Annotated in this window: 26 protein-coding genes; 13 read left to right on the top strand and 13 right to left on the bottom strand. The window is 72.4% G+C overall.

The features are described from left to right. Nucleotides 1-42 precede the first annotated feature (42 nt). Together AC3ET3_RS02050 and AC3ET3_RS02055 are read right to left on the bottom strand one after the other, a co-directional pair. The gene (locus AC3ET3_RS02050) at nt 43-453 is read right to left on the bottom strand and encodes a hypothetical protein (protein ID WP_432134862.1); all 411 of its coding nucleotides are present in this window, start codon (nt 451-453) and stop codon (nt 43-45) included. 134 nt (nt 454-587) lie between these two features. Next, nucleotides 588-968 (bottom strand): hypothetical protein, encoded by a 381-nt coding sequence (locus AC3ET3_RS02055; RefSeq protein ID WP_435611510.1) that lies wholly within the window; start codon nt 966-968, stop codon nt 588-590. A gap of 160 nt (nt 969-1128) precedes the next feature. On the opposite strand from AC3ET3_RS02055, the gene AC3ET3_RS02060 reads away from it, so the two are divergent. Further along, entirely contained in the window at nt 1129-1623 is a 495-nt protein-coding gene (locus AC3ET3_RS02060) for a DUF1877 family protein (RefSeq protein WP_432134864.1), read from the top strand. Between the two features lie 10 nt (nt 1624-1633). On the opposite strand, the gene AC3ET3_RS02065 is transcribed toward AC3ET3_RS02060, so the two are convergent. The 3 genes from AC3ET3_RS02065 to AC3ET3_RS02075 all read right to left on the bottom strand — a co-directional run bounded on the left by AC3ET3_RS02065 (nt 1634) and on the right by AC3ET3_RS02075 (nt 4898). Beyond that, a complete protein-coding gene (locus AC3ET3_RS02065) occupies nt 1634-2200 on the bottom strand; it encodes a hypothetical protein (RefSeq protein ID WP_432134865.1) in 567 nt (188 codons plus the stop codon). Nucleotides 2201-2323: 123 nt separating this feature from the next. Then, entirely contained in the window at nt 2324-3118 is a 795-nt protein-coding gene (locus AC3ET3_RS02070) for a DUF4328 domain-containing protein (RefSeq protein ID WP_435611511.1), read from the bottom strand. Nucleotides 3119-3245: 127 nt separating this feature from the next. After that, nucleotides 3246-4898: a beta-N-acetylhexosaminidase gene (locus AC3ET3_RS02075; RefSeq protein WP_435611512.1), complete on the bottom strand. Its 1653-nt coding sequence runs from the start codon at nt 4896-4898 to the stop codon at nt 3246-3248. A 155-nt stretch (nt 4899-5053) separates the two neighbouring features. Here AC3ET3_RS02075 and AC3ET3_RS02080 point away from each other — a divergent pair, with 155 nt between their 5' ends. From AC3ET3_RS02080 to AC3ET3_RS02100, 5 genes are all read left to right on the top strand, one after another. Beyond that, complete coding sequence (locus tag AC3ET3_RS02080) at nt 5054-5605, top strand: 2-oxo-4-hydroxy-4-carboxy-5-ureidoimidazoline decarboxylase (protein ID WP_435611618.1); 552 nt, start codon at nt 5054-5056, stop codon at nt 5603-5605. Nucleotides 5606-5753: 148 nt separating this feature from the next. After that, the gene (gene sdhC / locus AC3ET3_RS02085) at nt 5754-6134 is read left to right on the top strand and encodes a succinate dehydrogenase, cytochrome b556 subunit (protein ID WP_432134868.1); all 381 of its coding nucleotides are present in this window, start codon (nt 5754-5756) and stop codon (nt 6132-6134) included. A 5-nt stretch (nt 6135-6139) separates the two neighbouring features. After that, a complete protein-coding gene (locus tag AC3ET3_RS02090; RefSeq protein WP_435611513.1) occupies nt 6140-6625 on the top strand; it encodes a succinate dehydrogenase hydrophobic membrane anchor subunit in 486 nt (161 codons plus the stop codon). 19 nt (nt 6626-6644) lie between these two features. Then, on the top strand, nt 6645-8399 hold the full coding sequence (gene sdhA, locus AC3ET3_RS02095; protein ID WP_432134870.1) for a succinate dehydrogenase flavoprotein subunit: 1755 nt from the start codon (nt 6645-6647) through the stop codon (nt 8397-8399). Continuing rightward, the gene (locus AC3ET3_RS02100) at nt 8399-9160 is read left to right on the top strand and encodes a succinate dehydrogenase iron-sulfur subunit (RefSeq protein ID WP_432134871.1); all 762 of its coding nucleotides are present in this window, start codon (nt 8399-8401) and stop codon (nt 9158-9160) included. The genes sdhA and AC3ET3_RS02100 overlap by 1 nt, the downstream gene beginning before the upstream one ends. A gap of 88 nt (nt 9161-9248) precedes the next feature. Here AC3ET3_RS02100 and AC3ET3_RS02105 read toward each other — a convergent pair whose 3' ends face one another. From AC3ET3_RS02105 to AC3ET3_RS02115, 3 genes are all read right to left on the bottom strand, one after another. Beyond that, the gene (locus AC3ET3_RS02105) at nt 9249-9512 is read right to left on the bottom strand and encodes a TM2 domain-containing protein (RefSeq protein ID WP_432134872.1); all 264 of its coding nucleotides are present in this window, start codon (nt 9510-9512) and stop codon (nt 9249-9251) included. A gap of 239 nt (nt 9513-9751) precedes the next feature. Continuing rightward, complete coding sequence (locus AC3ET3_RS02110; protein ID WP_432134873.1) at nt 9752-10180, bottom strand: DUF2752 domain-containing protein; 429 nt, start codon at nt 10178-10180, stop codon at nt 9752-9754. Continuing rightward, on the bottom strand, nt 10173-10628 hold the full coding sequence (locus tag AC3ET3_RS02115) for a TM2 domain-containing protein (RefSeq protein WP_435611514.1): 456 nt from the start codon (nt 10626-10628) through the stop codon (nt 10173-10175). Before AC3ET3_RS02115 ends, AC3ET3_RS02110 begins: the two co-directional genes overlap by 8 nt. Nucleotides 10629-10782: 154 nt before the next feature. Here AC3ET3_RS02115 and AC3ET3_RS02120 point away from each other — a divergent pair, with 154 nt between their 5' ends. The 5 genes from AC3ET3_RS02120 (at nt 10783) to AC3ET3_RS02140 (ending at nt 13730) form a co-directional block, all read left to right on the top strand. Further along, on the top strand, nt 10783-11193 hold the full coding sequence (locus tag AC3ET3_RS02120) for a VOC family protein (RefSeq protein WP_432134875.1): 411 nt from the start codon (nt 10783-10785) through the stop codon (nt 11191-11193). A 108-nt stretch (nt 11194-11301) separates the two neighbouring features. Further along, a complete protein-coding gene (locus AC3ET3_RS02125; RefSeq protein WP_435611515.1) occupies nt 11302-11709 on the top strand; it encodes a hypothetical protein in 408 nt (135 codons plus the stop codon). Further along, the gene (locus AC3ET3_RS02130; protein WP_435611516.1) at nt 11706-12251 is read left to right on the top strand and encodes a thiol-disulfide oxidoreductase DCC family protein; all 546 of its coding nucleotides are present in this window, start codon (nt 11706-11708) and stop codon (nt 12249-12251) included. The genes AC3ET3_RS02125 and AC3ET3_RS02130 overlap by 4 nt, the downstream gene beginning before the upstream one ends. Nucleotides 12252-12262: 11 nt before the next feature. Beyond that, nucleotides 12263-13021: a TetR/AcrR family transcriptional regulator gene (locus AC3ET3_RS02135; RefSeq protein WP_432134878.1), complete on the top strand. Its 759-nt coding sequence runs from the start codon at nt 12263-12265 to the stop codon at nt 13019-13021. 91 nt (nt 13022-13112) lie between these two features. After that, nucleotides 13113-13730: a Uma2 family endonuclease gene (locus AC3ET3_RS02140; RefSeq protein ID WP_432134879.1), complete on the top strand. Its 618-nt coding sequence runs from the start codon at nt 13113-13115 to the stop codon at nt 13728-13730. Here AC3ET3_RS02140 and AC3ET3_RS02145 read toward each other — a convergent pair. Then, on the bottom strand, nt 13723-16137 hold the full coding sequence (locus AC3ET3_RS02145) for an MMPL family transporter (RefSeq protein ID WP_432155375.1): 2415 nt from the start codon (nt 16135-16137) through the stop codon (nt 13723-13725). The two genes, AC3ET3_RS02140 and AC3ET3_RS02145, sit on opposite strands and share 8 nt — an antisense overlap. Nucleotides 16138-16301: 164 nt before the next feature. Here AC3ET3_RS02145 and AC3ET3_RS02150 point away from each other — a divergent pair, with 164 nt between their 5' ends. Next, nucleotides 16302-16994, top strand: a complete 693-nt coding sequence (locus AC3ET3_RS02150; protein ID WP_435611517.1) for a response regulator transcription factor — start codon at nt 16302-16304, stop codon at nt 16992-16994. A gap of 8 nt (nt 16995-17002) precedes the next feature. Further along, nucleotides 17003-18424, top strand: coding sequence for a sensor histidine kinase (locus AC3ET3_RS02155; RefSeq protein WP_432134882.1), 1422 nt, complete (start codon nt 17003-17005; stop codon nt 18422-18424). A gap of 100 nt (nt 18425-18524) precedes the next feature. Here AC3ET3_RS02155 and AC3ET3_RS02160 read toward each other — a convergent pair whose 3' ends face one another. The 4 genes from AC3ET3_RS02160 to AC3ET3_RS02175 all read right to left on the bottom strand — a co-directional run bounded on the left by AC3ET3_RS02160 (nt 18525) and on the right by AC3ET3_RS02175 (nt 23871). Beyond that, nucleotides 18525-18896, bottom strand: a complete 372-nt coding sequence (locus tag AC3ET3_RS02160) for a peptidase inhibitor family I36 protein (protein ID WP_432134883.1) — start codon at nt 18894-18896, stop codon at nt 18525-18527. A 49-nt stretch (nt 18897-18945) separates the two neighbouring features. Further along, entirely contained in the window at nt 18946-19890 is a 945-nt protein-coding gene (locus AC3ET3_RS02165; RefSeq protein ID WP_432134884.1) for a hypothetical protein, read from the bottom strand. A 186-nt stretch (nt 19891-20076) separates the two neighbouring features. Then, nucleotides 20077-22059 (bottom strand): nSTAND1 domain-containing NTPase, encoded by a 1983-nt coding sequence (locus AC3ET3_RS02170; protein WP_435611518.1) that lies wholly within the window; start codon nt 22057-22059, stop codon nt 20077-20079. Nucleotides 22060-22335: 276 nt separating this feature from the next. Beyond that, the gene (locus AC3ET3_RS02175; protein WP_432134886.1) at nt 22336-23871 is read right to left on the bottom strand and encodes an ABC transporter substrate-binding protein; all 1536 of its coding nucleotides are present in this window, start codon (nt 23869-23871) and stop codon (nt 22336-22338) included. Between the last annotated feature and the right edge of the window lie 120 nt (nt 23872-23991).

Here is a 23991-nt window from a genome sequence, read left to right on the forward strand (position 1 = left end):
ACCCCCGTAGGACCGTGCCGGTGCCGCCGGTGCGCCCCCCGGTCAGGCCGCTGCCCTCCTGACCCTGCCGGGCAGGGTCAGGAAGAAGAGGTGCAGGGACTCCTCCGGCCCGCCCACCTCGTACCGGTTGACGACCTTCCCGAGAGGGTTCCAGATCCGCCCGTCCGGCATCCGGACGCCGACGGGCTGACCGAAGTAGGCGCGCTGCTCGGTGTCGAAGTCGACCCAGACGGCCCCGGCGCGCCGGACGAGCACCTCACCGACGTAGGCGCCGAGCGAGACGAGGGTGTCGTGCACCAGTTCACGGCTCCCGCCACCCTTGCGCAGGCCGTCGACCAGCGAGTCGACGACGCGCAGGCTGGCGACGGAGTAGTCCAGCGGCAGCCGGCGGCGCGCGCCGACCCGGGCCACGAATCCGGCCGCCCGGGCCGTCATCGCGTCGGCGTCCTCCATAGGGTCCGTTCCCCTCCTCGACATGGCGGGGAACACCGAGTCAGGTCTCCCCGCCTGCCCCAGCGCACGGACCTCCGAAGACGTCACACCAGTCCCATGTGTCACCGCTCACACAACGCCCCCGCCCCGCCGCGTCACCCCACGGCGTCCCGGCACAGCAGCCGCAGCGACCCCTCCCCGGCGAAGCAGCGCCGGGCCTCGTCGAGGGGGTCCCACAGGCGGCCGTCGGGGGTGCGCACCCAGTGGTCGCCGCCGCTGGTCCACCACTCGCCGCCGGTCTCCCGGACGATCACCTCGCCGGCGTACGCGCCGAGGCCGCGCAGCGCGCTTGCCATGGCGGCGTACGGCGTGCCCTCGCGGCGGATGTCGTCGATCACCCGGTCGACGCGCCACAGACTCTGTGCCGAGTAGTCGAGGTACAGCCGGGCGCCCTCACGCATCGTCGCCACGGCGTCGGCGGCCCACCGCTGAGGTCTGGCGGCGGCCGTGGGCCGGGTCTCCTGGGTCTCGCTCATCGCACTGGTCACACAGGGAAGAGCGACTCCGGCCCGTCATTCGTCACCGGCGCGAGGCACCTGACACGGGACCGGCGCAGGACCGCCCCACCTCCCCCGCACCCCGGTCACCGGCGGTCCCCGGTGTGACACTCCGCCCCGGCCCTGCGCTCTCGAAGTGATGAGCGCGTACTTCCATCTCCGCGCCGTGCCCCCGGCGGCGCTGCGCAACAGCGCGTCCTGGCTGCGCAGGCTGTTCGACGACGACTGGAACACCGTGCGGGACCGGATCGACCGGCACCGCGAGGAAATGCTCGACGCCCGCTACCACGACCACCAGCTTCTCTACGCCGACGCCCCGCCGGAGCACACCGACGCCGGCCCCGGCGCCCAGGTGGTGCTCGGCGGCCAGCGGGTCTACACGACCGACACCGGGCAGCCACCGTTCCTCCTGCTGACGGCGGCCCAGACGGCGCGGGTGGCCGCCTTCCTGTCGGCCGCGGACTTCGACGCCCTGTGGCGCCCGGCCCGCGGCAGTCTCCTCGCCCACTACGGCGGCCCGGCCCACGAGCCGCGTGCCAAAGCCGCGTTCGCCTCCGCGCACCGCGACCTGACGGCCTTCTACACGACGACGGCCCAGTACGGGGACGCCGTGGTGAAGTGGCTGGTGAGATAGGGGGCGGTCGTCACCCCACGGCCCGTGCGCGGCGCGAGACCACCGCCCGCAGTACCCGCCGCCCCTCGGTGGACACGTCCAGCGCCCGGCGCAGCCCGCCCGCGCCGTGCTCCGCGAGGAGTTCCAGGATCGTCAGCTGACGGCGCAGCTCGGCGGCGGCCAGCGGCGGCATCCCGTCGGTACGGCCCTCGCGGCGCGCGTCGACCGGGTCGGGGTCGTCGGAGGGGTCGAGCAGCCGGTGTATCTGCAGCGCGGCGACCGAGCAGGCGTCGGCCCACGTCCGCAGCTCGCCGTTCGACCGCTCGGCCGGCACCGCGGCGAGCATCCGCCGGGCGAGCGCCGCGGCCTCGTCGCCGGCGCCCTCGGCGTCCTCGGGGGTCTCGCCGATCCGTTCGCGCGCCTGCTCCACCAGGCCGCTCCAGGCCGCCGCGTCGGCCCCCGCCGCGAGGTTCCCCCACAGCGGCCGCAGCACCTCGTCGTCGCCTCCCAGCAACGGCACGCACCGGTCCAAACAAGCCAAGCCGCTGGCGGCCAGTCCACGCTCGTCGGCCTGAGCGATCAGTTCCACCAGGCTCATCACGTCTCCCTCGCCGGGGCGCCATCCCTTACGGAGCCCGCACTTCCCCTTACTGCGTGCGACGGCACCGGAATGTCACTGGAGCACCACACCGAGTCCCGCCCCACTCACGACCGGCGCTTTTCAGCCAAGCACCGGGGCCTGCATGATCCCGCCGGCCACCGGTCCGCGCAACGCCTTCTCGTGCTGCATCCGCGTCAGCCGCAGCACCAGCAGGACGGCGAGCACGGCGGCGAGGGCGTCGGTGAGGTCGGCGAAGAGGAGCAGCCGGACGGCCGTACGCCCCACCTCGGCCTCATCGGCGCGCCCGTACATCCGCGACGCGACGCGGCTGACGCTGATCGAGACGACCCACATCACCCACCAGGCGTTGACCAGCCCGTGTCCGCGGGGCCGCTCCGGGTCGCCGCTGGCCTTCCAGACGTCCACCGTGATCCGGCGCGGGAACCACAGGTTCACGAGCGGCACGAACCACGCCCCGATCGCCCAGCCGCGCTTCATGGTGTGCCCGAACGGGTCGAACACCTCCGCGTTGACGCGCACCCGGTAGAACCAGCACAGGAACACGACCGCGGCGGCCAGCAGGGCGCCGCTCTGCAGCACCCCCGAGGTCTCGAACAGCGAGTCGGCGCGGTCGGCCCGCCGGGCCAGGTCCGCTCCCCCGCCTCCGTTCACGATGTCGTCCAGGACATTGTGGACGTACAGCTCGACCCCGACCGCGAACAGGTCGACGACCAGGACCAGCCCGAGCAGGGCCGCCGTCGCGCGCCCCAGTCCGACCGGCGAGCGCAGCCAGGCCACCGGCGCCACCCCCTTGGCCGGCGGCACCGGGCTCACCGGCGGCGCCGACGGCAGCTCCCGCGGGGTCCCGGACGGCGCGGCGGCGCACTGCCCGCACGACGGCTCCCCCTCCGGCACGGCACCGGCCCTCCCGCAACGCGCGCACGACATGAAGCCCCCTCCCCTCCCCGGCGGTCCCCCCGGACCGCATGGAGCGGAACCTACGGTTCATCACCGTCGCGGGTCCACACCCGTTACCGACCCGTCACCCCACGCGCCCGGCCAGCGCCCCGAACTGCGCCCACGTCAGCGCCGGCTCGCGGGCGTCCCACAGCTTCTGGGCGGTCGCCCGCAGCGGCATCCGTATACCGGCCGCCACCTGGTCCTGCGTCTGCGCGCCGGCCAGGTCGCACCACACCGCGAAGAACCCGCCGGGTATCTGCGCGTCGTACCGCGACGCCACCGGCGTCGTGCCGCGCAGCACCAGCGGCGTCCACTGCTCGTAGATCCGCCGCCCCGTCGGATAGACGAAGGTCTGCGGCTCGCCGAGCACGTAGTAGAGGAACTCGTCGTTGTAGTTGACGACCTTCCGGCCGGCGCTCAGGTACTCCACCGGCTTGCGCGCCCCGAGTTCCTTGCCGGTCCAGTACGCGGCCCGCAGGTCGTCGGCGGGCCGTACCGAGCTGTCGCGGAAGAAGCCGTCGTTCCACACCGACATGGTCCGGCCGTGGGCGCGGACGGTCCCGGCCCGGTCGTTGAGCCAGCCGGTGGTGAGGTCGGCGACCCCCGCCCCGGCCCCGTACCGCTTCCGCGCTGCGGCCGCCAGCTGCGGGTAGGAGGCCTCCGGGTCGGACGCCATCAGAGCCAGGTACTCGTCCCCGCCGAGGTGCCACTCGCCGCCCGGGAACAGATCGGCGTACTCGTTCAGCAGGTCGTCGACGAGCCGGGCGGCGGCGGGGTCGGATATGTCGACGGCGCCGCGAGCGGCGGCCCCCCGCACGTTGCGCAGCTGGAGCTCGGGGTGCGCGGCGATGACCGCGCCCAGGTGGCCGGGCGAGTCGATCTCGGGGACGACGGTGATGTGCCGCGCCGCCGCCAGCGCGACGATGTCCTTCACCTGCGCCTTGGTCAGGTGCTGCCGCGCCACGATCTCCGGATGGCTGTCGGACTCGATCCGGAAGGCCTGGTCGTCGGAGAAGTGCAGCTGCAGCCGGTTGTACTTCAGGTCCCCCAGCTCCCGCACCCGGTCCTCGATCCACCCGGCGGTGAAGTGCTTGCGCGCGATGTCCAGGGAGAGGCCGCGCACCGGCTTGGCCGGCTGGTCGCGCACCACGCCCTCCGGCGCCGTACCGCCCCCGCGCACCTCCTGCTTCAGCGTCCGGGTCCCGTAGAAGACCCCCGCCTCCGGCCCGCTGATGGTGACCCGCCCGTCGCGCACGGTCATCGTGTACGACTCCGGGTTCGCCCCCTTCCCGTCGTCGAGCTCAAGCCGCAGGTCCCCGGGCCGGGTCCCCGCCGACTCGCCCGCGTACGCCAGGCCCAGCTCCCCGGCTATCAGCCGGCCCTCGTCGGCGAGCCGGGCGTCGTCGACGACGACCCGCTGTCCCTTCGCCGGCCGCCACCCGGGTCCGCGCGCCGCCGTGTGCGACCGTACGGCGGGTATGGTCCGGGGCGCCTCGGACAGGGGGTACGTCCGGGTGGGTGACGGGTCGGCCGGGGTCGACGAGGCGGCGGACGGACTCTGCGCCGAGACCGTGCCCGGAGCCCGCTCCGCGCCGGCCCCGGCGTCGTCGCCGCCGGTCGACGCCCACACCCCGATCCCGACGCCGAGTCCGACCGTCGTGACGAGCGCCCCGACGAACAGCGCCCGCCGCCCCGTCCTGCCGTCGCCCCGCACCCTGCGCCTGTGCCTGCTCATTCCGCCAACCTACGACCGGCGGCAGCCGAACGTGTCCACCGGGCGTTCCGAAACTCTCCCGTTCGGGTGAAATTCAGGCAACCGTCGGCCGCCTCGTGACCATTCTGGATAGCGTGGCGTCACACCTTTCACAGCATCCCCTGCCGCACCACTTCGTGACGCGAGGATCCACGCTGCCCGCCCACCGACTCCCCCACCCGCCCGGCCCGGTCGCCATACCGGACCTGCCCCTGCTGAGGGGCTTCAACACCGCCCCGGCCCCCGAGGCCCACCGGGCCCTCCTCTCCTGTCTGCGCAGCCCGCGCTGGGCCCACCGCGTCGCCGCGCACCGCCCCTACCCCACCCCGGACGCCCTGCTGGCCGCCTCCGACGAGGCCGCCTACGACCTGACGTCGGCGGACCTGGCACAGGCCCTGGCGGGCGAATCGCTCCCCGCCCTGCCGGACGGCACCTACGAGGCCGCCCACACCGCCCTGAGCGCCGCCCACGCCGCCTACGAGGCGAAGTTCGGCCACGTCTTCGTCATCTGCCTGGCGGGCGTCTCCCCGCGCGAGTCGCTGGACCGCGTCCTGGAGGGAATCCGGTCACGATTGGCGAACGATCCGGAAGACGAACGTGTAGTGGCCACGGAAGAACTCCGCCACCTCGCCCGGGAGCGTCTGATCGCCCTCCTCACGGACGGAACTCACCCGTACGTGCGCTCTTGAATGCCAGTTTGATCACACCACAGACCCCCGGCTGAGCCCGGCGGCGGCGCATGGCTACGATGCTGGGGGCCGGTGGACCGTACCCGGCCGGGCCCGACCGACACCGAAGCCGGCGCGGCCCTAGTCCCCGCTCCCGGAGGGTTCTTCCGTGCCGGCTGGAACGCTGTACCGCGGCCGGGAAGGAATGTGGTCCTGGGTGGCTCACCGAGTCACCGGCGTCCTCATCTTCTTCTTCCTGTTCGTCCATGTGCTCGACACCGCTCTCGTGCGCGTCTCCCCCGAGGACTACGACAACGTCGTAGCCACGTACAAGACGCCCATCGTCGCCGTGCTGGAGTACGGCCTCGTCGCCGCCATCCTCTTCCACGCGCTCAACGGCCTGCGCGTCATCGCCGTCGACTTCTGGTCGAAGGGCGCCCGCTACCAGAAGCACATGCTGTGGACCGTTGTCGGCGTCTGGGTCGTGCTGATGCTCGGGGCGATCTACCCGGTGCTCGGCCACGCCGCTCGTGAACTGTTCGGGAAGTGACGTCGATGGCCACCACTGAAACCACCGCGTCGGGCGTCGGCCCGGTCGAGGACGCGCACGGCGGCTACGGCGTGGACAACCCCGCGCCGCTCATCGAGGCCCCGCGCAAGCGCACCAAGAAGACCCCGCGGTCCACCCGCGGCAACTTCGAGATGGCCGCCTGGCTGTTCATGCGCCTGTCCGGCATCGTCCTGGTCGTCCTGGTCATCGGCCACCTGCTCATCCAGCTGGTGCTGGACGGCGGCGTGTCGAAGATCGGCTTCGCCTTCGTGGCGGGCCGCTGGGCCAGCCCGTTCTGGCAGGTCTGGGACCTGCTGATGCTGTGGCTGGCGATGCTGCACGGCGCGAACGGCCTGCGCACGGTCATCAACGACTACGCGGAGCGCGCGAACACCCGGCTGTGGCTGAAGGCGCTGCTCTACACCGCCACGGTGTTCACCATCCTGCTGGGCACGCTGGTGATCTTCACCTTCGACCCGAACATCCGCTAGGCACGGGGCTGCGAGAATCATGAAGATCCACAAGTACGACACCGTCATCGTCGGCGCCGGCGGCGCGGGCATGCGCGCGGCCATCGAGTCGACGAAGCGCAGCCGCACCGCCGTGCTGACCAAGCTCTACCCCACCCGCTCCCACACGGGCGCCGCGCAGGGCGGCATGGCCGCCGCGCTGGCCAACGTGGAGGAGGACAACTGGGAGTGGCACACCTTCGACACGGTCAAGGGCGGTGACTACCTGGTCGACCAGGACGCCGCCGAGATCCTGGCGAAGGAGGCCATCGACGCCGTCCTCGACCTGGAGAAGATGGGCCTGCCGTTCAACCGCACCCCGAACGGCACCATCGACCAGCGCCGCTTCGGCGGCCACAGCCGCAACCACGGCGAGGCCCCGGTCCGCCGGTCCTGCTACGCCGCGGACCGCACCGGCCACATGATCCTCCAGACGCTGTACCAGAACTGCGTCAAGGAGGGCGTGGAGTTCTTCAACGAGTTCTACGTCCTCGACCAGCTGATCACCGAGGTGGACGGCGTCCGCAGGTCCGCCGGTGTGGTCGCCTACGAGCTGGCCACCGGCGAGATCCACATCTTCCAGGCGAAGGCCGTGATCTACGCCTCCGGCGGCTGCGGCAAGTTCTTCAAGGTGACGTCCAACGCGCACACGCTGACCGGCGACGGCCAGGCCGCCGTGTACCGCCGGGGTCTGCCGCTGGAGGACATGGAGTTCTTCCAGTTCCACCCGACCGGCATCTGGCGCATGGGCATCCTGCTCACCGAGGGCGCCCGCGGCGAGGGCGGCATCCTGCGCAACAAGGACGGCGAGCGCTTCATGGAGAAGTACGCTCCCGTCATGAAGGACCTGGCGTCCCGTGACGTCGTGTCCCGCTCCATCTACACGGAGATCCGCGAGGGCCGCGGCTGCGGTCCCGAGGGCGACCACGTCTACCTCGACCTGACGCACCTGCCGCCGGAGCAACTGGACGCCAAGCTCCCGGACATCACCGAGTTCGCGCGCACCTACCTGGGCATCGAGCCGTACACCGACCCGATCCCGATCCAGCCGACCGCGCACTACGCCATGGGCGGCATCCCGACCAACGTCGAGGGCGAGGTCCTCGCGGACAACACCACCGTCGTACCGGGTCTGTACGCGGCGGGCGAGGTGGCCTGCGTGTCGGTGCACGGCGCCAACCGCCTGGGCACCAACTCGCTCCTGGACATCAACGTGTTCGGCCGCCGGGCCGGCATCGCGGCCGCGGAGTACGCACAGAAGGCCGACTTCGTGGAGCTGCCGGAGAACCCGGCGCGGTTCGTGGCCGACCAGATCGAGCGGCTGCGCGAGTCCACCGGCACCGAGCGGGTGGCGACCCTGCGCAAGGAGCTGCAGGAGACCATGGACGCCAACGTCATGGTGTTCCGCACCGAGCAGACGATCAAGACGGCGGTCGAGAAGATCGCCGAGCTGCGCGAGCGCTACAAGAACGTGGCGATCCAGGACAAGGGCAAGCGGTTCAACACCGACCTGCTGGAGGCCGTCGAGCTGGGCAACCTGCTCGACCTGGCCGAGGTCATGGCCGTCTCCGCGCTGGCCCGCAAGGAGTCCCGCGGCGGTCACTACCGCGAGGACTACCCGAACCGCGACGACGTCAACTTCATGCGCCACACCATGGCGTACCGCGAGGTGGGCGACGACGGCACCGAGTCCGTCCGTCTCGACTACAAGCCGGTCGTCCAGACCCGCTACCAGCCGATGGAGCGTAAGTACTGATGGCAACCCCCGTTCTGGACAAGGTGGAAGCGGAGTCCGCCGCGTCCCCCTACATCACCGTCACCTTCCGCGTCCGCCGGTTCAACCCGGAGGTCTCGGCCGAGGCGACCTGGGAAGACTTCCAGCTGGAGATCGACCCCAAGGAGCGCGTCCTCGACGGTCTGCACAAGATCAAGTGGGAGCTGGACGGCAGCCTGACCTTCCGCCGTTCCTGCGCGCACGGCATCTGCGGCTCGGACGCGATGCGGATCAACGGCAAGAACCGCCTCGCGTGCAAGACGCTGATCAAGGACATCAACCCGGAGAAGCCGATCACGGTCGAGCCCATCAAGGGCCTGACGGTCCTGAAGGACCTGGTCGTGGACATGGAGCCGTTCTTCCAGGCGTACCGGGACGTGATGCCCTTCCTGATCACGAAGGACACCAACGAGCCCACGCGTGAGCGGCTGCAGTCGGCCGAGGACCGCGAGCGCTTCGACGACACCACCAAGTGCATCCTGTGCGCGGCGTGCACCTCGTCGTGCCCGGTGTTCTGGAACGACGGGCAGTACTTCGGCCCGGCGGCCATCGTCAACGCGCACCGCTTCATCTTCGACTCGCGCGACGAGGCCGGCGAGCAGCGCCTGGAGATCCTCAACGACCGGGACGGTGTGTGGCGCTGCCGCACGACGTTCAACTGCACGGACGCCTGCCCGCGCGGTATCGAGGTCACGAAGGCGATCGCCGAGGTGAAGAAGGCGCTGATCACGCGCCGCTTCTGAGCCGTCCGGCGCCCGTACGGCGGTTGTACGACGGCGAGGGCCCCGCTCCGTGAGGAGTGGGGCCCTCGCCGTTGCGGCGCCGGTGACGTCAGCCGCGCAGCACGCGGCCCTGCGCGTCGGTGCGGTCGTTGCTGGTGAGGAAGAGGATGCCGTCGATCAGCGCCCAGACGCCGAGGCCGCCGCAGGTCAGCAGCTGGGCGACGCCCACGCCGACGCTGCCGACGTAGAAGCGGCCGATGCCGAGGGAGCCGAGGAAGAGCTGGAGGATGCCCGCGACGATCTTCGACTTGTCGGAGTACGGGCGGCCCTGGGGGTCGTAGCCGTAGGGCGCGTCAGGGGTGGGGACGGTCATGTGAGCTTGCTCCTGGGATGACTTCGTGAGAGCCCGGAGCGGAACGGCTCCGGGGCCGGGGAGCACGCGCACGCACGTATCCGGCCGAACCCGGCCGCCCCCCGTCTGGCGTGAGACTAGAGAGACGGATGGGGCGAAGGGGAGGGACCCGGGCGGATCGTTCCTGTTCTGTGATCAGATTCTCGCCATGTAACAGCCGGAAAGCGTCACCGGTCGAAACGTCGGGCAACCCGCGGCCGTCAGACGACGTTGCGCACCACGGTCCAGGTCACGGCGAGTCCCAGGATCAGGATCTGGGTGCGGCGGCTGAGCCGCGGCCGCCAGCGGCGCCCGCGCAGCCCCTCCCACGCCCAGCGTCCGAGCAGCGCGAGGGCGAAGGGCGAGGCGAGCAGCAGGGCACGGTTGTCGTGCCAGGCCCCGGCCAGGTCGCCGTGCAGCAGGTCGTACGCCATGCGGGTGCCACCGCAGGCGGGGCAGAGCTGCCCGGTGACCAGGCGGAACGGGCACTGCGGCAGGAGGTGGCCGGGCTCGTGCGGGTTGGTGCCGTACAGGTACACGCTGCCCGCCAGACCGGCGGCGAGCACCGCGAGGGGTGCCGCCGCCGGGTGCCGCAGCAGGGCGGACGCGGGGGCAGGGGGCGTCCGGGGCGCGTCGGCCACGTCAGCCACGCAGCACCCGTCCGTTGGCGTCGGTGGTGTTGCTGCTGGTCAGCAGGATGATGCCGTCGATCAGCGCCCAGATGCCGAAGCCGCCGCAGGTGAAGAGCTGGGCGAGGCCGAGGCCGACGTTGCCGATGTAGAACCGGCCGACGCCGAAGGTGCCCAGGAAGAGCTGGAGGATACCGGCGACGATCTTCGACTTGTCGGAGTAGGGGCGCCCGTAGGGGTCGTAGCCGTAGGGCGCGTTGGGGTCGCCGGTGTAGCCGCCGGGAGCGGCGTACCCGGGCTGCTGGTAGCCGCCCTGGGCGTACCCCTGCTGCTGGTAGCCGGGCTGCTGGTAGCCCTGCTGCGGATACCCGTAGGGACCGGCCTGGCCTCCCGCGTACGGCCCTTGACCGGCGTTCGGATAGCCGTACCCCGGCTGGGGCTGCTGCGGCTGCTGCGGCTGTTCGGTCACGGTGACTACTCCCCGAGGCCAGATGATCGGATGTGACAGTTAAGTGAGTTCAGGTCATCTTGCAGGAGGAGGCCGCCCGTTAGGAAGTCGGGTCGGTACGGGGACGAACCCGTCAATCACGGCTTTTCATCCGGTGTGCACCTATTCTGACGGTATGTCGGATGACCAGTCCTACGAACTGCTCGGGTTCGACAACGTCCTGCTGCCCGTCGGGGATCTCGGCGAGGCGGTGGCGTTCTACGAGCGCGCGGGGTTCACCACGGCGTTCCGGTTCGACGAGGCCGGGATCGCCCTGCTCAAGGTGGGTGGTGAGACCCCGGGGATCCTGCTGCGGCAGGAGGACGGACTGGGGCACCGGCCGCCGTCGTGGCCGGCCCCGCGCCTGTGGATCGAGGTCCCGGACGCGTCCGCGGCCGCCCACCGGCTCGCGGAGGCCGGGATCACCCCGCTCGACGCCCCCTTCTCCGGGGCCACCGGCTGGACCGTCGAGTTCGCCGACCCCTGGGGCAACATCCTCGGCCTCACCGACTACTCCAAGCGCCCGGAACTGGCCCGCCACAGCTGACGCCGACGGCCGGACAGCCGCGCCCCGCAGGCGAGTTGAACATGTTCAAAAGGAGGTCTACAGTCTCCCCTTGTCAGCGTTTTGAACGCGTTCAAGAAGGGGTGGGGCATGGACCGCACCGTCATCGCCTACGTCATCTACCTGGTCGTCAGCGTCGGTCTGACCGTCTGGGTGGCCCGGACCCTCAGCCGCAACGGCCGGATCTTCCTCGCCGATGTGCTCCACGGCGACGAGAAGCTCGCCGACGCCGTCAACCACCTCCTGGTGGTCGGCTTCTACCTGGTCAACCTCGGCTTCGTCGCGCTGTACCTGAGCGACGACCAGACCGTCACGGACACCCGGGGGATCTTCGAGGCACTGTCGACCAAGCTGGGCGTGGTGCTGCTGGTGCTCGGCGGGATGCACCTGGGCAACGTGTACGTGCTCAACCGGATCCGGCGGCGCGGACTGCTGGAGCGCGAGCAGGTCCCGCCGGTCGCGCCGCAGGGCTGGACCGCTCCGGCGGCCGGCGCGTGACCGGGGTGGAGGCCACCGAGGCCGCCACCGCGGACCGGGGCGCCCCGCGCGTCCCGGTCCGCCGGCTGACCGTCCTCTACGACGCCGGGTGCGGGCTGTGCGCCTTCGTGCGCGACTGGCTCGTACGCCAGCCCCAGCTGGTGCCGCTGGACCTGGTCCCGGCCGGCTCGCCGCAGGCCCGCCGTCGCTTCCCCGGGCTCGACCACGACAGCACCCTCGACGAGATCACCGTCGTCGGCGACGCCGGCCAGGTCTACCGCTCCGCCGCCGCCTGGATCGTCACCCTGTGGGCCCTGCGCGGCCAACGGGCACTGGCCCACCGGCTGAGCACACCGGCGGGGGCCCGCCTGGCGCGCGGCGCGGTCCTGGCCGCCGCGAAGTGGCGCGGGCCGCGGACCGGCGGCAGGGGGTCCCGCCCGGGCGGCGGGGAGTGGGGCGGGCGGATGTACCGCGGCTCCGACGGCTGGTCGTACGACCCGCGCTCCGGCTGGACCCGCACTCCGCCCACCTCCTGTACGGACGGCGCCTGCGGCACTGACTAGGCTCTCTGTCCGTGCCCGCGAACCACGACGGCCCCCACGCGGCGGCCCCCGCCCCCGGCCCCCCGCCCAGCAAGTCCGAGCAGACCCGCGCGCTGATCCTGGAGACCGCCATGCGGCTCTTCCAGGAGCGCGGGTACGACAGGACGACGATGCGGGCCATCGCCCAGGAGGCCGGGGTCTCCGTCGGCAACGCGTACTACTACTTCGAGGGCAAGGAACACCTGATCCAGGGGTTCTACGACCGTCTGGCCGCCGAGCACCGGCAGGCGGTCCGGGCGGTCCTGGACCGGGAGACCGATCTGGAGGCGCGGCTGGCGGGGGTGCTGCGGACCTGGCTGGACGTGGCGACGCCGTACCACGAGTTCGCCGTCCAGTTCTTCAAGAACGCCGCCGACCCGGACAGCCCGCTCAGCCCGTTCTCGCCGGAGAGCGAGCACGCGCGCGTGGAGGCCATCGCCGTCCACCGCGAGGTGCTGGCGGGCTCGAAGGCGAAGGTTCCGCAGGAGCTGCGGGACGCCCTGCCCGAGCTGATGTGGCTCTCCCAGATGGGCCTCGTCCTCTACTGGATCTTCGACCGGACGGAGGGCCGCGAGCGCAGCTACCGCCTGGCCGAGCGCGGCGCCCGCCTCACCGCGCGCGGTGTGTCCCTGGCCCGCTTCCGGGTGCTGCGCCCGCTGGTCCACGACGTGCACGAGCTGTTCACGGACTTCCTGCCGGGCATGACGAGGGTCCTGCCGGACCCGGGGAGCAGGGGCGTCCGGAAGGACTGATCCACTTTCGGGTGAAGGGGCCGGAACGGGACACCGGGGGTGCGGGCTGCCTACGATGATGCTCTCGACACCAGCCCCTAGGAGGCACGCGATGTCCGCCGCATCCGTCGAGCAGCCCTTCGACGACGAGCCGTTCTCCCTCACGGCCATCGCCGACGAGATCATGGAGCGCCATCCGGGCTACCGCGTCGAGATCATCGGAGGCCACCTCCTCGTGACCCCTTCACCGGATGCCCCGCACGCCCGCGCTCTGACCAAGCTCATGCGCCCCTTCATCGCCGCCGGCCTCGACGACGGCGAGACCGAGGTCCTTCAGAACGTCGGCCTCTGGCTGCCCACCGGTACCGAGGACTACGCCATCCCCGACCTCGTCGTGGTGGACGCGGACATCGACGAGCACTTCGTCGAGAACAACTGCTACGACCCGGTCTGCTTCCGGCTCGTCCTGGAGGTCACCTCCAGCAACTGGAAGGACGATCTCAAAACCAAGGTCAAGGCGTACGCCAGCGCCGAGATCCCGGTCTACGTCATCGTCGACCGCAAGCACCAGCGCCTTCACGTCCTCACCGACCCCGTCGCGGGGGACTACGAGCACCACCGCCCGTACTCCCCCGGCGAGACCGTCACCCTGCCCGACTCCATCGGCGCCAAGGTCACGCTCGACGTCGCCGAAACCATCAAGGCCGGGCAGGCGAGAACGGCTAGCTGACCGCGTCCACCTCCCCCTCCGCCAGCTCCACGTCGTACACCACCGGCCCCTCCGCCACCGTCACCTGCCGGGCGCGGGGCGCGTACGACGGTGCCGTGACCGCGAGGAGGTAGCCGCCCGGGGACGGCACCGAGAGGATGTAGGAGCCGTCGGCCAGGGAGGTCACCCGGTCGAGCTGACGGCCGCCGGGGGACATCAGCGTGACCGCCGCGCCCTCGACCGGCGCACCCGAGGAGTCGCGCACGAGACCGTGGACCACCGAGGCGGGACCCGCCTCGACCGGTGCCGCCAGATCCTCCTCCTTCGGTTCGACCGCGAGGTGGGGCAGCCGCTTCTCCAGCCAGGCCGGCAGCCACCAGTTGGACGTGCCGAGCAGGTGCATCGCCGCCGGCACCAGGGCCGTACGCAGGACGAACGCGTCCAGGGCGACCGCCGCCGCGAGCCCGACGCCCGCCATCGCAGCGCCCGAGTCGCCGCTGAGCACGAAGGCGAGGAAGACGCACACCATGATCAGGGCCGCCGAGTTGATGACCCGGCTGGTCTCCGCGAGACCGACCCGGACCGCCCGCGCGTTGTCCCTGGTGTGGACCCACTCCTCGTGCATCCGGCTCACCAGGAACACCTGGTAGTCCATGGAGAGACCGAAGAGCAGGGACAGCATGATGACCGGGAGGAACGCGTTGATCGGGCCCTCCTTGCCGAGGCCCAGCAGTTCCAGGCCCCAGCCCCACTGGAAGATCGCCACCAGGACGCCGAACGAGGCCGCCGCCGCGATCAGGTTCATCACGGCCGCCGTCAACGGCACGACGAGGGAGCGGAAGGCGACCAGGAGCAGCAGGAAGCCGAGGCCGATGATCGTGCCGACGAACAGCGGCAGCCGGTCGCCGGTGACCGTCGCGAAGTCCTTGGACACCGCCGTCACACCGCCGACGTGCGCCTGGGCGCCCGCGTTCGGGATCACCTCGTCGCGCAGGGTGTCGATCAGGACGTCGGTCTCCTCCGACTGCGGTGAGGTCGTCGGGATCACCTGGATGACGGTGACGCCCTGCGCCGGGGGCAGCGCGGCCACCCGCGCCACGCCGTCCGTCGCCTCGATGCCCCGGACCAGTGCGGCGCTGTCACCGCCGTCCGACACCACCTGAAGGGGACCGTTGAAGCCCGGCCCGAAGCCCTCGGCGAGCAGGTCGTAGGCCTGCCGGGTGGTGGTGGACGTGTCGTCGTTGCCCTGGTCGGTCGCGCCGAGCCGCAGCGACAGCACCGGCAGGGCGAGCAGCGCCATCACGACCAGCGCGATCGCGCCGACCGTGCGCGGACGCCGCTGCACCACACCCGACCAGCGCACGGCGAGCCCGTCGGTGCGCTCCGGCTCCGGGCCGTTCTCCGCCAGCCGGCGCCGCTGCCCCCGGCTGAGGACCCGCGGGCCCAGGAAGCCCAGCAGGGCGGGCAGCAGCGTGGTCGCCGCCAGCACGCTCAGCACCACCGTCAGGGAGGTGCCGATGACCACGCCGTCCAGGAAGCGCAGGTTCGTCACGAGCATGCCGGCGAGCGCGATGCACACCGTGCCGCCCGCGAAGAGCACCGCGCGGCCGGAGGTGTTGAGGGCGGTGACCACCGACTCCTCGGGGTCCACGCCGCGCAGCACGCCGCGCCGGTGCCGGGTGACGATGAACAGGGCGTAGTCGATGCCGACGCCGAGACCGATGAGCGAGGACAGCAGCGGCGCCAGGTCGGGGATGTCGGTGCTGTGGCTGAGCAGCTGGGTGCCGAACAGGCCCATGCCCACGCCGAAGACGGCCACCGCGATCGGCAGCAGCATCGCGAAGAACGAGCCGAAGGCGAGGAAGAGGACGACAGCGGCGGCGGCGAGGCCGACCATCTCCGCCAGTCCGGTCGGCGGCTCCTGCACCCGCTGGACGGCCTGGCCGCCCAGTTCGACCCGCAGCCCGTCGCGCTCGGCGGCCCGCGCGGTGTCGACGACGTCCTCGACGAGTTCCTTGGGGACCTCGTTGGCGCGCAGGGTGAAGGTGATCTGCGCGTACGCGATCGTGCCGTCCTTGCTGATCTGTGCCGCGCCCTGCGCGCCCGTGTAGGGGCCGGCGACGTCGCCGACGCCCTTCATCGCGGCTATCTCGTCGAGGGCGGGCTGTATTCGGGACCGTACGTCCTGGTCACGCACACTGCCCCGGTCGACCTTCCAGACCACGGTGTCGGTGTCGCCCGCGCGCGCGGGGAACGCCTTCTCCATCAGGTCGTAGGCCTTCTTGGAATCCGTGTCCGGCAGGGAGAAGACGTTCGCGTAGTCCGTTCCGGCCGTCGAGGCGGCGAAGCCCGTGCCGAACAGCGCCCCCACCCACAGCAACAGGACCACCAGCCGGTGCCGGTAGCACCACCGTGCCCATGTGGCCACGTTCAAGCTCCTTCGTCAGGTCATCGGTTGTCGGTCGGTCCCCCAGGTCCTGCGCACCAGCATGGGCGGCCCTACGCGCGCGTGCCCGCCGGCCGCCCGGACTCTCAAGGAACTCCAAAGCGGGAACGGTCCGCGTTGTCGGTGGGCGCACCGATACTGGGGGCATGTCGACGGCTCCCGGGACCGTGCTGGTCGTGGAGGACGAACCGAGCATCGCGGACGTCCTCGCCATCGCCCTGCGCTACCACCGCTTCGAGGTCATGACCGCGGGCACGGTCCGCGAGGCGCTCGCCCTGGCCGAGCGCACCCGGCCCGACGTGGCCCTGCTGGACGTCATGCTGCCGGACGGCGACGGCCGCGCCCTGGGCCGGCGGCTGCGCGCCGACCGGCCGCAGACGGCGCTGGTGTTCCTCACCGCGCGGGACGCCCCCGGCGAGATCGTGGGCGCGCTCGGCTTCGGCGACGACTACATCACCAAGCCGTTCGACATCGACGTGGTCGTCGCCCGCATCAGGGCGGTGCTGCGCCGCACCCGCCCCCCGGCGGACGTGCTGCCGCAGCGGCCGCCGCTGCGGTACGGCGATCTGGAGCTGGACGAGACGACGTACAGCGTCCACCGCGCGGGCCGCACCGTCGAGCTGACCCCGACGGAGTACGCGCTGCTGCGCTTCCTGGTGCGCAACGGCGGCCGGATCGTGTCCAAGGAGCAACTGCTGCGGCACGTCTGGCAGTACGAGCACACGCCGCCCGAGTCGACCGTCGTGGAGACCTACATCAGCTATCTGCGGCGCAAGCTGGCCGTCCTGGGCCCGCCGATGATCACCACCCGGCGCGGGGTGGGGTACGGGCTGGCATGAGGCGGGGGATGCACTCCCTGCGGGTGCAGCTGACGCTGGCGAACGTGGCGCTGCTCGCGCTCGGCGTCGTCGCGGCCACCGCGGTCAGCCTGATGGGCATGCGGCACTACCTGATCGGGCAGATCGACTCGGAGTTGATCAAGACCCGCGACTCGCTGGCCAGTGCCCGGCTGACGGTGCGGCAGATCGACTCGCTGAGCGTGCTGTCGTTCGTCCGGGAGCGCATCGCCCCGCAGGAGGGCGACGACCGGCCCGCGCCCGACTCCGTCTTCACCGCCGTCGACGCCCGGGGCGCCCCCCTGTCCCTGTTCGGCGGGACCGTGACCGACGCCCAGCGGGACCTCGCGGCCGCCGTGGCCGACCCGGACGCCCTGACCCGCGAGCCGGCGCCCCGGGACGTGCGGGTGCGCGACGCCCCGTACCGGGCGACCGCGACCCGGCTCGCCGACGGCACCTACGTCCTGCTGGCCACCTCCACCGACGGCCTGCACAAGGGCATAGCGAAGGCCCTGAGACTGGACCTGGCGACGGGCACGCTGCTGCTGGCCCTGCTGGCCTGCCTGACGCTGTTCAGCGTCAGGCGGCGGCTGCGGCCGCTGGAGGACATGGTGGAGACGTCGTCGGCGATCGCGGAGGGCGATCTGACCCGGCGGGTGCCGTCCAGCCACCATCCCACCCAGGAGGTCGAGCAGCTGCGGCTGGCGCTGAACTCGATGCTGCACCAGGTGGAGGCGGCGTACCGTACGCGCGAGCGCAGCGCGGCCCAGCTGCGCCGGTTCGTCGCGGACGCCTCGCACGAACTGCGCACGCCGCTGTCCGCGATCCGGGGCTATCTGCAGCTGTACGACCAGGGCATGCTCCGCGACCCCGACGAGCGGCGGCGGGCCTGGGACCGGATGAACGGCGAGGTGGACCGCATGGGCCGGCTGGTCGACGAACTCCTCACGCTGGCCCGCCTGGACCAGCGGCCCGAGCTGCGGCTGCGCCAGGTCGACGTGAGCCGGCTGGTGCGGGACGCGGCGCAGGACCTGCGCGCGCAGCAGCCGGACCGGCCGGTGTCCGTGTCCGCCGACGGCACGGTCCTGGTCAGCGCCGACGAGTCCGGGCTGCGCCAGGTGCTCGGCAACCTGGTCGCCAACGTCCGCACGCACACGCCCCGCCACGTGCCGGTGCACCTGGGTGTGCGGCGGGTGGACGGCGTGGTGCGGCTGTCGGTGGCGGACAAGGGCCCGGGGCTGTCCCCGGAGGACGCGGCCCGGGTCTTCGACCGCTTCTTCCGGGCGGGCAGCGGCGCGGGCAGCGGCCTGGGCCTGGCCATCGTCCAGGGCGTCGTCGAGGCCCACCACGGCGAGGTGACGGTGCGTACGGCGCCGGGCGAGGGCCTGACCGTCACGGTCCTGCTCCCGCCGCGCGCGCAGGCCTGCGGCTGACGGTGCCGGAGCCCGCCGCGGCCGGTCGCCCGCCACGGCGTCGGGCCGCCGGAACGGGTGTTCCGGCGGCCCGACGGCCCGCTCGCGGTGGATCAGCCGGTCAGCAGGACGAGGTCCACTTGTGCGAGGAGTAGTCGTTGTCGTTCATGCCCCAGTCGTAGTAGTCGCCGCGGACGACGCAGAGGTCCTCGTTGACGTAGTTGACGTCCATGTACACACGGACGTCGTCGTACGTCGCCGGCGTGCCGTTGTTGTACAGCGACTCGGCGCGGTCGCCCCAGCCGTTGTCGTGCCAGTTGGAGTCGTTGCCGGTCCAGCCCATGCGGGCGCCGGTGTAGTCGTCGTCGTCCCAGACGCAGAACTGGCCCTGCGGGCAGTCGCCGAGGGCGGCCGACGCGGTGGAGGCGGGGAGCAGCACGCCGACTGCCGCCAGCGCCGCCGCCGCGACCGTTCCGAGAAGGGCTCGTCGCATGATGGTTCTCCTTCGTGAGGGTGTGGATGTGCGGTGGGGTGTCGGCCCGTCAGGAGGTGGGGGCGGCACCGCGGAGGACGGTGGCCGCCTCCGGCAGAGCCGCCCGCTCCAGGCGGACCAGGTCGTCGAGTTCCTCGCGGAACTGTGCGCGCAGGCGGGGGCGCCAGTACGCCTCCCGCTCCCGCACGGTGCGGGCCATGCCGGAGGACCGGGCGCAGGTCGCCTCGACGACGGCGGTGGCGACCTCCAGCGCCCGCGCCTCGGCGGGTGTCCGGCCCGTGACGCGCCGGTCGAGTTCCTCGCGCAGTTCGCCGGGTGAGCCGACGTCGTGCCCGTGGGTGCGGGCGCACCGGCTCCAGGCGGCGACGGCGTCCGTGAAGGCGCGGTCGTCGCGGACGCGCTGGCGGACGAACACGTCGATGTTGTCCGTGATCCTCCGGGCCGGGAACCAGCGTTCGAGGTCCCCGTAGAGGGTCTTGCGGGCGGAGGCCAGGCACCCGCGGTCGCTCGTGCTGAGCCGGCCGCCGCCGGGCAGTTCCACCGACACCTGGCGGCCCGTGCCGTAGAGCGCGCGTGTCCAGGCGGCCGACGGCCGCGCCGGGGCGCCCTGCGCGGTCCGGGAGGGCGCGTCCGTCTTCCCGTCCGGTCCGGTTCCGGGGTTCGGCGTGAACGCGTCGCCGTAGCCGTACTTCTTCGCCCAGGCGACGTCGTCCACCAGGTACGGGAAGCTGCGCCCGGCGCCCTCGGCCTCGGCCTGCGCGTCGGGGGGCTGCTCCCGGTAGGTCCAGCCCTGGTCCTGCATGCAACGGTGGACCAGGCGCTCCTCCGCGCGGTGCAGGGTCGCCTTCTGGGCCGCCGACAGGGGCGCACCGGCCGGCGTGCGGTCGGTGGGCGTGCGGTCGGCGGGCGCGGGCGGGTTCGCGGCGCATGCGCCCAGCAGCAGGGCGGCCGCCGTGACGGCCGTGGCGCCCAGCGCGTGCTTGGTGCGGCCCATGGTGCGGAACTCCTTCGCGGGTGTCGTACGCAGGGTGGGAAGGGCGGAACGGCGCTCGACCCGTGGCGGGCGGTGGGGCCCGGCCCGGGAAGCGACTGGTTCCAGGGAAGGGCGCCGGGGAGTTGTCCGGTAGCTTTCCGGGCCGGGCGCGGACAACCTGACAACCCGACAATGCGTCGGTGCCGGTCAGATGGGTTGTCGGGTACGGTCCGCGGGGTTGTCCGGGCCGGGTCGTCGTCCCGGTGGTCCGGACGCGCGGGCGAGGGCCGGGCAGTCGGCGGACCGGCCGCCGGTCGCGCGCTGTGGGCCTTCCGCGGGGGTCGTGCCGGGCGTGGCCGCCGTGAGGGGCGTACCGGCCGTAGCCGCCGAGGGGGACGTGGCGGTCGTGGCCGCCCGGGTAGGCGTACCGGCCACAGCCGCCGTGGAGGACGTGGCGGTCGTGGCCGTTGTGGGGGAGGCTCCCGTCGCCCGGCGGTCGGTGGGCGCGGCGCGGTCGTCGAGAACGGCGCGCAGCGCCATGACGCCGGCCAGCAGGGCCAGCGCGCTCACGGTGGCTATCAGCAGGCGTACGGCCCAGCGGCGGCGCCGCTCGGCCGTACGGGAGGCGGTCAGGAAGGCACGCTCGCGGGCGTTGAGCTCCGCCGGGTGCTCCCGGGCCCAGGACCGCGCGGCGGCCAGCCGCACACCCCGGTACAGCGCGCCGGGGTGGCGGCCCGCCGCGCTCCACTCCCCGGCGGCCTCGGTCAGCCGACGGTGGGTGCGCAGGCCGTCGCGGTCGTGGGCCAGCCAGTGGCGCAGCCTGGGCCAGGCGGTGACGACCGCCGCGTGCGCGGGCTCCACCGTGCCCGCGTCGAGGACGACGAGGCGGGCGCCGGCCAGTTCACCGAGGAGCCGGTCGAGGTTCCCGCGCGGTGCCAGGCCGCGCAGTTCCTCCCGGTCGACCCGGCGCGGGGTGTCGTCGGTGCCGTCCCCGAGGGCGGTCAGCCGGACGAACAGGGCGCGCAGGAGACGCCGTTCGTCCGGCCTACGCGCCGCGTACTCCCGTTCGGCGGTCCGGGCCACGGCGGCACCGACACCTCCCTCCGCGAGGTGGCCGGCCAGCCGCAGCACGCCGTCGGTACGGCGCTCCCACGCGCGGCGCAGCGCGTCCGACAGCAGGGCCGGGGCGCCGGGCTGTCCGTCCAGGTCCGCCAGGAGCGCGTCCACCAGGGCGGCCTCGACCGTCAGGCCGGCCGCCTCGGCGGGTCCGACGACGGCACGGCGCAGGTCGTCGGCGCGGAGCGGCGCCAGATCCACGCGGGCGGTCTCCCCCCACGCGGCCGGCGTGCGGGCGTCGGACCTCAGCGCGACGACCACGCGCAGGCGGTCGTCGCCGGCCCGGGCTGTGTGGGCGAGCTGCGCCAGGAACGCGTCGCGCTCGGCGGCGGGGACGTTCCCGGCGAGGACGGCCTCTTCGAACCGGTCGACCGTCACCAGCACCCGGGTGCCGGGCGGACGGCACAGCAACAGGCCGCTCAGCGCCAGGTACAGGGCCTTGGGGTCGTCGGTGAACGCCTCGCGCGGGGTCGGGGGACCGCCCCCGCCGGTCAGGTCCTCGACGGCGCCGGCGAGCGCGCCGAGAGGGTCGCGGGACGGGGTGAGGGCGAGGTGGAGCCAGTCCGGGCCGAGCGCGGGCAGCAGACCCGCGTGCAGCAGTGAGGTCCTGCCGCTGCCGGAGGGCCCGGACAGCACGACCGGGCCGGGCGTCTCGTCCCCGGTCACCAGGTCGATCAGTCGCCGGACCGGCTCCTCACGGCCGAAGAAACCCGGTGCGTCCCGCGCGGTGAAGGGACGCGGCCCCGGATACGGGCACTCCCGCCGCGCCACCGGCCGGTCCGGCCCCGGTGCTCCACGACCGGACCGCGTGGCGGGCTGTGTGGCGGCCTGTGTGGCGGCCCGCGTGCCGGTCCGGCCTCGGGCCGCCGCCCGCCAGCGGGCCGCCCACTCCTCCCGGTCGCCGCCGCACGCCTCGGCGAGGGCCACCGCGACGTCGAGGGTGGGCAGCCGGCTGCCCTTCGTCGCTTCGGCCAGGGTGCTGGCGGAGTAATGGGCCCGACGGGCCAGCTCCCGGTAGCTGGGCGCGCCCGCGCGGGTGCGCAACTGCCGCAGTTCCCAGGCGAATCGGGCCACCGGCCCGGCCTGGGGGTCCAGTGCGCGCTCCGGCCTGCCCGCGCGCCGTCCCCGTGATCCCCGTACCTGTCCTGTCACTCCCGAGCCTCGCTCCCCTGTCGCCGGGGGCGGGCCGGTCACGCCCGCCCTGCCGGGCCGACTCGCCGCCGGGGGCGCCGGGCGGCCAGGCGTCCGGACCGGCCCGACGGCCGTTCACCGACGGGACGGCCTGCCGGGGACACCGGTATGCCCGCACGGCGACGGAGCCGGGCGCAGGCGGGACTTTGGCAACAGGCCCTATATCCAGGTGAGCTTCCAGAGGCGGAAGATGCCGTTGCCGTCCGCGAGGTACTGTCCGCCGCCGACGGCCTCGCTGGTGACGACGTACTCCTTGCGCTGCCACAGCGGGATCACCGGCACGTCCTCGGCAACGGCCTCCTGGACCTTGCGGAAGTCGCCGTCGACCCGGCTGCGGTCGGCGTACTGCTGGCTGGCCCGGATCAACCGGTCGACCTTCTTGCTGCTGTAGCCGGTGCTCATCGTGGAGTCGGTGCCGATCAGTGGGGCGCCGAAGGTGTCTGGGTCCGGGTAGTCCGGGAACCAGCCGACGGCGTACGCGTCGAGCTTGCCCGTCGCCCACCGCTTCTGGAAGTCGGTCCACTCGTAGCCCTTGACGGTCACCTCGAACAGCCCGCCGGCCTCCAACTGCCGCTTCAGCTCCTTGGCCTCCGCCTCGGCGGCGCCACGGCCCTGGCCGTAGCCGTAGGTGAAGCGGACCGGGAGTTCCACTCCGGCGTCGGTGAGCAGTTCCCGGGCCTTCTGCGGGTTCTGGGCCGGGTAGTCGTCGAAGAACGACGTGGTGTGGCCGGTGATGCCGGTCGGGATCAGCGAGTACAGCGGGTCGACGGTGTTGTCGTAGACGCTGCTCGCGAGCCGCTCGCGGTCGATCAGCCAGGCCATCGCCTGACGGACCTTCACGTCGTGCAGCGGCGAGGAGGAACGGGTGTTGAGGTACAGGTTGCGGGTCTCGGCGCTGTCGGCCTCGGTGACCCGCTGGTCGGGGTCGCTGCCGTTCAGCGACGCCAGCGTCTTCGGCGGCAGTTGCCGGGTGGCGGCCTCGACGTCACGCTCCTTCCAGGCGGCGTCCAGTGCCTCGGAGTCCTCGTAGAAGCGCAGCTCGACGGGGCTGCCGGTCTGGACGGCGCCCTTGTAGCGGGAGTTGGGCTTCAGCTCCGCCTTCTCGCCCTCGGTGTAGCCGGTGAGCTCGTACGGGCCGGTGCCGTCGACCTCGTCGTCCTCGCGGATCTTGTCCGCCGGGTAGCGGCTGCTGTCGACGATGGAGCCGGCGCCGGTGGCCACCTTGAACGGGAAGGTGGCGTCGGGGGACGACAGGTGGAAGGTGACCTTGGCACCGTCCGCGTCGACCGACTTCAGCGTGGAGAACAGCGAGGCCGGACCGACCTCCGAATTGATCTTCTTGACCCGGTCGAACGAGAACTTCACGTCCTCGGCGGTCATCTCGCGCCCGCTGGGAAACGTCAGACCGTCGCGCAGCTCGCACTGGTACGTCGTCAGCCCGCCGCTGAAGCCGCACTCCTTGGCCGCGTCAGGCACCGGCGACACACCGCCCGTGTCGTACGTCAGCAGCGACTGGAACACATTGCTGAACAACGCCCAGGAGCCGGCGTCGTAGGCGCCGGCCGGGTCGAGCGAGGTGATGGTGTCCGTCGTGCCGACCTTGATGGTCTTTCCGTCGTCCTGCTCCTGCGGCAGCAGCTGCCAGCCGCCGATCCCGACGACGGCCAGTACGAGCAGCGTCACGAGAATCCGCATGCGAACCGATCGCATGGTGGTGCCTACCCTCCCCAGGCCCGCCATGGAGCCCGGCACTACAAACAAGCCACTCCCCTATTAGTGGCGGGCACACCTAATCACACGTGTTTCGTGCGGCGG

It is taken from the genome of Streptomyces sp. bgisy159 (assembly GCF_057707805.1).